Source organism: Terriglobus albidus (assembly GCF_025685425.1).
Classification (GTDB): domain Bacteria; phylum Acidobacteriota; class Terriglobia; order Terriglobales; family Acidobacteriaceae; genus Terriglobus; species Terriglobus albidus.
Window position 1 is genome coordinate 153,540 of the sequence record NZ_JAGTAS010000024.1, and the last position, 9,723, is coordinate 163,262.

At 58.0% G+C, this 9,723-nt stretch carries 3 protein-coding genes and 1 pseudogene; 1 reads left to right on the plus strand and 3 read right to left on the minus strand.

Features of this window, described 5'->3' with window-relative positions; genetic code table 11:
• Positions 1–208: 208 nt before the first annotated feature.
• Together OHL21_RS03875 and OHL21_RS03880 are read right to left on the minus strand one after the other, a co-directional pair.
• On the minus strand, positions 209–3,394 hold the full coding sequence (locus OHL21_RS03875; protein WP_263415927.1) for an efflux RND transporter permease subunit: 3,186 nt from the start codon (positions 3,392–3,394) through the stop codon (positions 209–211).
• A gap of 29 nt (positions 3,395–3,423) precedes the next feature.
• On the minus strand, positions 3,424–4,512 hold the full coding sequence (locus OHL21_RS03880) for an efflux RND transporter periplasmic adaptor subunit (protein WP_263415928.1): 1,089 nt from the start codon (positions 4,510–4,512) through the stop codon (positions 3,424–3,426).
• Between the two features lie 291 nt (positions 4,513–4,803).
• On the opposite strand from OHL21_RS03880, the gene bcsA reads away from it, so the two are divergent.
• Positions 4,804–9,330, plus strand: coding sequence for a UDP-forming cellulose synthase catalytic subunit (bcsA, locus tag OHL21_RS03885; protein ID WP_263415929.1), 4,527 nt, complete (start codon positions 4,804–4,806; stop codon positions 9,328–9,330).
• A gap of 261 nt (positions 9,331–9,591) precedes the next feature.
• Here the strand turns inward: bcsA and OHL21_RS03890 are convergent.
• Positions 9,592–9,723 (minus strand): annotated as a pseudogene (locus OHL21_RS03890) (IS481 family transposase); the annotation flags it as partial.

Below are 9,723 nucleotides of genomic sequence, written 5' to 3' on the forward strand. Positions count from 1 at the left end.
GTAAATCGCTGATTTGAACGGGCTATGTTGCAACTTTCGTGTCATCTGATATTCACTAAGGGGTTATCGTGCTCATTGAAGTGACCATCGGTATCGAGTGCGCTCTCGAATAGTTACTTTGGGGACAAGCCTTGCCCGTTTTTCCCATAAGTAATGCGGCCCGCCTTTGGCGAGCCGCTGATTACGGGGCAATTGGCATGCTCGAGCGTTAGACCATGTGTTGCGGAACCTCATGCCGAACGGTTGCATGTTTCCGGAGCCTGGCCAGCAGGCTGCTCATGAAGACATACAGCACGGGGATGAAGACCAGGTTCAGCACGGTCGAGAGCAGCATGCCTCCTACGATGGCAGTGCCGACGGAGTGACGTCCCAACTTACCTGCACCTTCCGCGAAGACCAGCGGAAGTACGCCGAGGATGAAGGCAAAGCTGGTCATGAGGATGGGGCGCAGGCGAAGCTCTGCAGCTTCGATGGCGGCATCGACAATTGAGCGGCCCTGTTCGCGGAGCTGTTCTGCGAACTCGACGATCAGGATGGCGTTCTTCGCAGAGAGCCCGATCAGCATGACCAGACCGATCTGCACATAGACGTCATCCACAAGTCCGCGAGCCGCAATCAGTCCAAGTGCGCCGAGCACGGCCATCGGTACAGCCAGAAGGATGATGAACGGGAGGGCCCAGGACTCATACTGTGCAGCCAGCGTGAGGTACACCACCAGCAGGCCGAGGCCGAAGATGACGATGGCCTTGCCCGAGGATTCAATCTCTTCCAGCGCCAGACCCGACCATGAGTAAGTCATGCCCTGGATCTTGTTCTTCTCGAAGAGTTTCTGCATGTTCTCGAGGCCCTGGCCGGAGGAGAGCCCAGGCGCGGCGGAACCGAGAATCTCAGCCGAGCGGAAGAGGTTGTAGTGCGAAATGATCTGCGGACCCGAATCTTCCCGGATACTGACCAGGTTATCCAGCGAGATCATCTGCCCTGTGCTTGACCGCACGTAGTATTGGCGGATGTCCTTAGCATTCTTGCGGAAGCTGGCATCGGCCTGGATGTAGACGCGGTACGAGCGGTTGTTGAAGTCGAAGTCGTTCACATAGGTTGAACCCATGAAGACTCCGAGCGCATTGTTGATCTCAGAGAAGGGAACGCCGATGGCCTTTGCCTTCTCACGGTCGATGACCACTGTGATCTGCGGGTCATTCGCCGTGAATGAGGTATAGAGGCCTGTCAGGCCGGACTTTGGATCGCGGCCCGCGCCTACGATCTGATGTGCCACGCGATCGAGATCGGCAGGCGTGTTGCGGCCCTCATCCTGAAGCTCGAACTGGAATCCGCCGAAGCTGCCGATACCTTGAATCGGCGGTGGCTCGAAGGCAGCGATAATGCCGCCGGGAATCTGCATCAGCTTGGGAGCAACGCGCGCCACGATGGCTGAGGCTTGATGTTCGTCGCCCTTACGTTCTGCCTGCGGTTTCAGAGGGGCGAAGATCAGGCCCTGATTGGAGGCATTGCCGCTGAAGCCGAAGCCCATGACGGCAAAGGTGCCTACGATCTCGGGCTCCTTGGACAGCAGTACCTCTGCCTGGTCGGCAAGGTTTTGCGTGTAGGCCAAAGATGCCCCCTGAGGAGCCAGCACCTGCATGATGAAGTAGTTCTGGTCTTCGCTCGGAACGAAGGCTGTCGGCACACTGCGATAGACAACAGCCGTTGCAACCAGACCGCCGATGAACAACAGCAGCATGACCCAGCGGATGCGGAGCACGAAATGGATCAACCTCGCATACTGACGTCCCAGCCAGAGGATGAAGTCATCGATGCCGTGAGCGAACCCGCTGTAGCCCTTCGCCAGGAAGGGAATGCGTGTCCAGTCCAGCATGTGGTACTTGGCCTCTTCGCCGCGCAGCAGAATCGCCGACAGCGCCGGAGAGAGCGTCAAGGCGTTGAAGGCGGAGATGGCGATGGAGAAGGCAATGGTGAGCGAGAACTGTTTGTACAGAATGCCCGTGGTTCCCGGGAAGAAGCTAACCGGGATAAACACCGAGATCAGCACGAGAGAGGTAGCAATGACGGCGCTTGTTACCTCCGACATGGCGACCGAGGTCGCTTCGTGCGGATCCTTGATCTTTCCATGGGAAAGGTGACGCTGTACGTTCTCGATGACGACGATGGCATCGTCCACTACAAGGCCGGTAGCCAGGGTGATACCGAACATCGTCAGCGAGTTGATGGAGAAGTTGAAGATCTTGATGAAAGCGAAGGTGCCGATCAGCGAGACCGGGATGGTGACCGCCGGAATAATGGTCGCGCGCCAATCCAAAAGGAAGAGGAAGATGACGATAACGACGATGATGATGGCTTCAATGAGGGTATGAACCACCTCATTGATCGACTCGCCAACAACCGTGGTTGTATCGAACGCAATCACATACTTCAGTCCAGGAGGGAAGTTCTTCGACAGGCGGGCCAGTTCGGCTTTCGCGGCTTTATCGACGGCAAGAGCGTTGGCGTTTGAAAGCTGCTGAACACCGACACCCACACCCGGAATGCCGCTGTACTTCAGCGTGCTGCCGTAGGTCTCAGCGCCGACTTCGGCACGGCCAACATCTTTCAGGCGCACAATGCCCGCCGAAGTGTTCTTAAGGATGATGTCCTCGAACTCCGAGGGCTGCGTCAGACGGCCTACAGCCCGGACTGCAATCTGATAGCTCTGGTTGGGATCGGCGGTCGGTGGTGCGCCTACGGCGCCGGCGGCGACTTCGACGTTCTGCTCCTGCAGTGCGCTGACAACATCTGTAGCGGTCAGGTTACGAGCGGCGAGCTTAGTCGGGTCGATCCAGAGGCGCATGGCGTACTTACGTGCGCCGAAGATGACCACGTCACCCACGCCGGTAATACGCTTCAGAGGATCCTTGACGTAGAGGTCGACGTAGTTGGAGATGAACTCCGGCGAGTAGCGGTTGTTTTCCGCGTAGAAACCACTGGCAAAGACGAAGTTCGGGTTCGCCTTGGTGATGGTGACGCCGGTATTTTTGACCGCCTGGGGCAGAACGCCCTGTGCCGACTGAACCCTGTTCTGCACGTCGACGGCAGCAATGTTGAGGTCGTAGCCCGTCTGGAAGGTAATGGTGATGCTGCTGGTGCCATCGTTACCGGAAGACGAGGTCATATACCGCATACCCTCGACACCGTTGATGGCGGTCTCTAACTGGGTGGTAACGTCGTGCTCTACTGTCTGTGCGTTGGCGCCGATGTAGACACTGGTTACGGTCACCTGAGGAGGTGCCAGCTGCGGATAGAGTGAGATGGGCAATTGCGGAATGCAGACTGCGCCCGCAAGGATGATCAGCAGGGCGCAGACGCTCGCAAAAATGGGGCGCCGAATAAAAAATTCAACCACAGAAGTAATCCTCGATAAGGGAGAGGCAGTTAGCTGAGCGGTTTAACCGGCATGCCTTCGGCCAGAAACTGCAGGCCGGAGGTGATGACCTTGTCACCCGGTTTAAGTCCTTCGAGCACGGGATAGGTGTTGCCAATGGCGTCGCCGACTTTGACCGCGACCTGATGTGCGATGTAGCCGTTGCCCTGAGGCGCGGCGACCGTCACGAACGGCTGTCCGTTGATACGGGTGATCGCGAGCACTGGAACAGTAGGCTTGGGGCTGACATCCCAGGTGACACGGGCCTTGACGATCTGGAAATTACGTACCGGAGCCGAGCTGGGAATTGGAGCTTTGGCCAGAACGCTCTGCATCCCGTTCTCCACCTGGGGAGAGAGGAAGTAGATATTCGACTTCACGAGGGACTTGCCTGTATCGTCCAGAATCTCAACGGGCAGGCCGTTTCGTACCTGGGCGCCGCGTTCCGTCGGGATGTAGATGTAGGCTTCGAGCTGTGAGTTCTCGTCCACCGTGGTGAGTACGGTGCTGGAGGTGACGTAGTCGCCCTGGTGAACCGGGATATCGCCCACAACGCCGTCGAATGGAGCCCGGATCTGGTAGTACGCCAACTGTTGGCGCTGTGCCGCCGTACTCTCCTGCGAGGCACTGTAGTCACCCTCGGCGTTCTGGAAGTTCTGCAGAGCGATCTCGTAAGCCTGCTTGGAGACGACACCGGCCTCGTAAAGGCCCTTCTGACGCTCCAGCTCCGCCTTGGAGTACTGTAGAACGGCCTTCTTCTGATTTTCCGTCCCTGCGGTCGAGGCCACCGTGGCCTGCTGTTTCAGTGGATCGATGGTCATCAGCAACTGGCCGGCGCGCACATGGTCGCCGCTCTTTACCAGAATGCGGGTCAAATTGCCGTCTACCTGCGGCTGCAGAGTGGCGGAGCGCCGGCTCTTGATCGTGGACACATAGGTATCGCCATTGGGTACAGGGTTCAGCGATACCGCAGCCACCTGCACCGGCATGACCTGCATCTGCTGGGGCTGCTGCTGCGCCGGAGCGCTCTGGCGGCACCCTGTCGTGGCGACGGTGGCAATGGAGACGAGTGTTGCGGCTACTGCAAGGGGGATGCGCATACAAGGCTTCCTCTAAAACGAACCTGATAATTTCTGGAACACCCAATTGGATGTGCAGTTTGGGTCGCGGATGCACGAAGAAAAGAAGAAAGTGCACGCGATTATTTCGATCTAGAAGCGTCCTCCATTTTAGCCGTCATCTTCTTCTGTTCAAAGGGCAGTGGCCGAGTGCCGGGTCTCGCTGAGCGATGGTATCGTGATGAATGAAATACCCCGGAAAGTAAAGCGGGATCGGGTGGCCTATGTGGGACAAAATGGGCCATTCAGATTTCCCTGGAGTGACGGCATTCGATGCGAGTAGTCCGCTGGCTGATCGTCCTTGTGGCCCTGTTTTTGGCGTTCCAGTTCATCAGCCTGTATCTGAGCTGGCAAAAGCAGGCCATTCTCGGCGCCGTACTGGTGGTTACGGCCATTGTCATGAACCGTATTTCCACCTCCAAGGTGGTGACCATCAGCTTGATGCTGCTCTCGGTCGTCATTACCAGCCGGTATGGCTGGTGGCGCATCGGGCAGTTGATCGATTACTTCTCGGACGAGGCCAATAATCCTTACAAAATCGATTCGGTCCTGATGCTGATCCTCCTGTCGGCGGAGATCTACACCATCCTGATTATGGTGCTGGGCTATATGCAGACGGTATGGCCGCTCCAGCGCCGTCCCGTGCCTCTGCCGGCGGATGAAGAGCTTTGGCCGCACGTCGACCTGCTGATTCCCACCTATAACGAACCGCTTTCCCTGGTCCGGTATACCGCTCTGGCAGCCTTAAACATCGACTATCCGCCGGAAAAGCTGCATGTTTACATCCTTGATGACGGTGTCCGGGACGAATACCGGCTGTTCTGCGAAGAGGCGGGAATCGGATACAAGGTCCGGGAAAAGCATACGCATGCCAAGGCGGGCAACATCAATACGGCTCTCGAGACGATGGACTCACCATTGGTGTCGATCTTCGACTGCGACCACGTGCCGACCCGTAGCTTCCTGCAGATGACCGTCGGCTGGTTTCTCAAAGACGAGAAGCTGGCCATGCTGCAGACGCCGCACCACTTCTACTCGGCGGACCCGTTTGAGCGTAATCTGCGCCAGTACCACAGCATTCCGAATGAGGGCGAGCTCTTCTACGGCATCATTCAGGACGGCAACGACCTCTGGAATGCGACGTTTTTCTGCGGATCCTGTGCTGTCATCCGGCGCAGCGCCCTGGATGAAGTGGGGGGCATTGCGACCGAAACGGTGACCGAAGATGCCCACACCTCACTTCGGCTTCAGAAGCTGGGGTACAACACGGCCTACATCAACATCGCAATGGCGGCCGGACTGGCGACCGAGACCCTGGCAGCGCACGTAGGACAGCGCATTCGCTGGGCCCGCGGCATGATCCAGATCCTGCGTACCGATAACCCGCTGCTGGCCCGCGGCATGAAGCTGACCCAGCGCCTGTGCTACTTCAATGCCATGGCGCACTTTATGTACGCGGTTCCGCGCCTGGTTTTCCTGTGTGCTCCGCTGGTCTATATGCTCTTCAGCCGGACGATCATTCCCGGTTACTGGGTGGCCATTCTCGCGTATGCTCTGCCGCACCTCATCATCTCCAGCCTGACCAACTCGCGCGTGCAGGGGACGCACCGGCACTCTTTCTGGAATGAGATCTACGAGACAGTGCTGGCGCCCTACATCCTGATGCCGACCACGCTGGCTCTGCTGAACCCCAGGCTTGGCAAGTTCAATGTGACGGATAAGGGAAGCACGCTGATGGAGACGCGATTTGATCGGTCCATCGCTGCGCCGACGACATGGCTCCTGCTGTTGAACCTTTTCGGACTGGCATTAGCGCCCTATCGCTATTTTGTGACGGATCCAGGACACCCGGGGACGGTGTTGAGTAATACGGCATGGATCGTGTTCAACGTCATCATTCTGGGAGTTGCCGCGGCATGTGCGCACGAGCAGAAGCAGCGCCGGAAGGCGGTTCGCATCGAAGCGCGGATTGGCATACGGGCGCGCCTGGCCGATGGACGCGAGGTCGCTGGATCGACCTTTGACATCTCGGTCGGCGGGGCCTCCATCGTGCTGGATGAGAATGTACATCTGGAGAAGGGAGACATCCTCGAGATGTCCTTCCCCATGCAGACGAAATCCCGCACGGTAAAAGCCAAAGTGCTGGCGATTCTCGCTGGGGAAATCCGCATCGCTTTCTATCACCCGACCGTGGTCGAACAGGAGACCCTGGCGCGCGTACTGTACTCTCGCGCCGATTCCTGGGTCAGCATCGAACGTGAGGTTGAGGTGGATCGCCCTCTGGTCAGTTTCGCACGAGTGGCCAGGCTGTCCCTTACCGGGCTATATCAGGTGACGCGCGGCCTGTTTGCTTCGAAGGGTGTCATCCTCTTCGCTCTTTTGCTGCTGGGAGGCATGGGGTTCGCCCAAACGATACCGCAACAATTCACTCCGCCGCAGGTTCAGTTACCTCCGCAGACCTTCCACCCACCGGCTGTTGGAAATGGGCCGGCGCCGGCTCCTGCTCCAGCGAAGAAAGCTGTAACCCCAAAACGCCAACCAGTGCCGGTCGCTCCAGCTCCTAAGCCGGAACCGGTGAAACAGACTCCGGTTCAGCCATTGGCGCCCGCTCCTGCGCCCACCCCTGTTGTTCCTCTGCCAACAACACAGGCGCAGACGCCGCCTGTGGCTCAGAGTGCGCAGGTTACCGGTACCGCAAAGCCCATCCGGATCACGCTGAAAGACATGGGGATGGATAGCGGTATTGAACTTCGGGGGCCTCATAGCTACTATCCCGTGGGGTTTTCGCTACCGTATACCTTCGTCTCCCGTCATGCGGTGCTGAAGGTCAGCTATAAGCTGGCTCCGGGTGTCACGCCTCATCCAGGGATGCTGCGCGTATCGCTCAATAACAGCAATGTTGGTGAGGTTCCGGTGGTGAACACCGGTGGTTTTGCCTATGCCGAGATCGACCTTCCGGCCGATACGCTCATCCGCAGCAATGGTCTGACATTCGAGTTCACCAGCAACGGCATCTTTCAGACTGAAGCGCAGGCGAAGGCACAGGTGCAAGGATGGATCGGCGCAACATCTGCGGTTGAGATCACCGGAGACAGCTTGCCTTTCCGTAATGATATCGGTCTGCTACCGATGCCTTTTCTTGATCGGGATCTGCAGACGACCACTACCATCCCGTTTGTTTTTCTGTCGCAACCTGGCTTGAAGACATTGCAGGCTGCCGGCGTGGTTGCGTCGTGGTTCGGCATGCAGGTCGGTCCGAAGCCCATTCGCTATACAGCGTCTCTGGAGCAATTCAGCGGTGGAAACGTCGTTGTCTTTGCCGACAGCGCTGCGAAGCTACCCGAAACCCTTAGACCCGCGCAGCCGGAGCCCGGACCGTACGTTGCGGTACGGACAAATCCTTACGATGCAAACGGAACCGTGTTGATCATCGCCGGGAACGACGAGGACCAATTGCTCGCTGCTGCACGTGGGCTGGCGCAAAGAAAGGGCGCACCCACAAGCAGGATGGCAGAGCCGTCGCAGCCCGAGGGAGAAACGCTGCGTATCAACGACGCGTCTCTGCCGCCACAGCGTGAGATTGACGATGCGCCTCGCTGGATGCCGACGAATCGGTTGGTAAGCCTTGCCGATTACTCCAGCAAAGACCTTCTCAAGACGGATGGCTCGCATCCGGTCCCGATCTACTTCCACGTACCGCCGGATCTCTTCTACGGAGAGGTGCAGAACCTTCGCATGCTGGTGAGCTACCGCTATAACGCGGCGACCATTCGGCCGGGTTCGGCGTTGCGGACCTATGTGAACGGAACGCTGGTCAATGAGGCGCCGCTGGCGGTGGGAAGTGGAACGGTCGATCGGCAACGGCAGATCGTCGTGCCGGTGGCTGCGATGCGTCCCTTTGGTAATACGCTGCAGTTCAGCTTTGACTTCATCCCGACTAAGGTAGGCGCCGCAACCGAGGGAGAAATTCTGAGCAACTCGGCGCTGGATATCCGGAACCTGCCGCACTACGCGGGACTGCCTGACCTGGAACTCTTTGCCAATGCGGCATTTCCATTCACACGCCGAGCGGATCTCTCAGAGACAACCGTGATTATGCCGGCGAATCCCACGGCGAACGAGATCTCTTTGTACCTGCATCTGATGAGTCACAGCGGCTCCCAGACCGGATATCCGGTGTTACGCGTTGAGGTCGCCGGGCCGGATGCTGTCCTCGGTAAAGATCGTGACTACGTGATTCTGGGCAGCGTACAAAGCCAGCCAGTCTTCAGCTCGCTGGATACATCATTGCCGGTTACTTTCGTTGGAGATGCCATTCATGTGAAGCAGGGACAAGGAGTGCTGGCCCGGTTGAAGGAGCTGTGGCAACGGCTTGAGGGGCGCTTCGTCACGCGCGAGCTTCCTTCCAACGATGGGGGCCGTATCGATGCCATCATCGAAGGAATCGAATCGCCGGCATCGCCGGGACGCTCCCTGGTCCTCATCGCATTGCGTGACGACGGTGCAGCGAAACTCTTCGAGGATGTCTTTGTGGAACGCTCCCAGGCGAGCGATATCGGCAGCTCAGTCAGCCTTCTGCGAAATGGAAAGTTCCAATCCTATGGTATGAATGACCGCGTCTACTACGTGGGGAATCAGTCACCCTATCGGCTGATGCGTATCTGGATGGCGCAGTACTTCATCACACTGGTGGTCGCGATGGTGGTCTTCAGCCTGTTGCTGGCTGTGTGGATCCGTCAGTACCTGGCAGAGCGGGCCCAGGCTCGCCTTGCAATCGGCTATGAAGCGGTGAAGAGCTAGTACGAGGGGAAGCCCCAGCTCTGCTGGAGGCAGTAGAAGTTTGACCGTTCCAGCAGCGTGCAGTTAAGACACATGGTTCCGGTTGTTACGGCGCTGCTCGGAGAGTCGTGGTTTTGACTTTGAATCGCGGATAAGGCCTCTTTGAGGGGCCCCGCGACCCGTAAAGCCTCCGGCTCTGCTTAATTCGCGCTTGTGGCGCGAATGCCTTGCTTAAGGGGACGGCTTCAGCCGTCCCGTTCCGAGCTCAGAAGAGATGCGGCTTTAGCTGTGGTGTCTCAACAGGTTGTTGTCTTTGAGGCCGGATCTGCTGATGGGTGGAGCTTGATTGAGGCTAGCATGAGGTCGGTGCCAGTTGTACTGATGGATCCATGGTCTGAGGTGTTGTGCTCGCTG